This is a genomic window from Psychrobacter sp. GW64-MNA-CIBAN-0177 (genome assembly GCF_040309585.1).
Taxonomy (GTDB): Bacteria; Pseudomonadota; Gammaproteobacteria; order Pseudomonadales; family Moraxellaceae; genus Psychrobacter; species Psychrobacter okhotskensis.
The window spans coordinates 1-237 of record NZ_JBEOOY010000599.1 but is presented as its reverse complement, the minus strand read 5'-3'; the positions used below and the strand labels follow the sequence as shown (position 1 = coordinate 237).

1 pseudogene is annotated in these 237 nt (G+C 42.6%); it reads right to left on the bottom strand.

Annotation, left to right across the window (positions count from 1 at the left end):
- A pseudogene (locus AAEY79_RS16355) lies at nucleotides 1-237 on the bottom strand (3-isopropylmalate dehydratase small subunit); the annotation flags it as partial.

Here is a 237-nt window from a genome sequence, read left to right as displayed (position 1 = left end):
CTTTTGCTCATATGCTTTGATTGCATCCCCATGCTGTAACGTTAGATCAATATCGTCAAGACCGTTTAATAGACAATGCTTGCGAAAAGCATCAACTTCAAACGGATACTCTTTACCTGTGGGCGTAATAACCACTTGGCGTTCAAGATCCGCTGTCAGCTCATAGCCTTCAGTTGCTAACGTTGCTTTTATTAATTCATCGACGATTGCTTCATCAAGCACAATAGGCAGCATGCC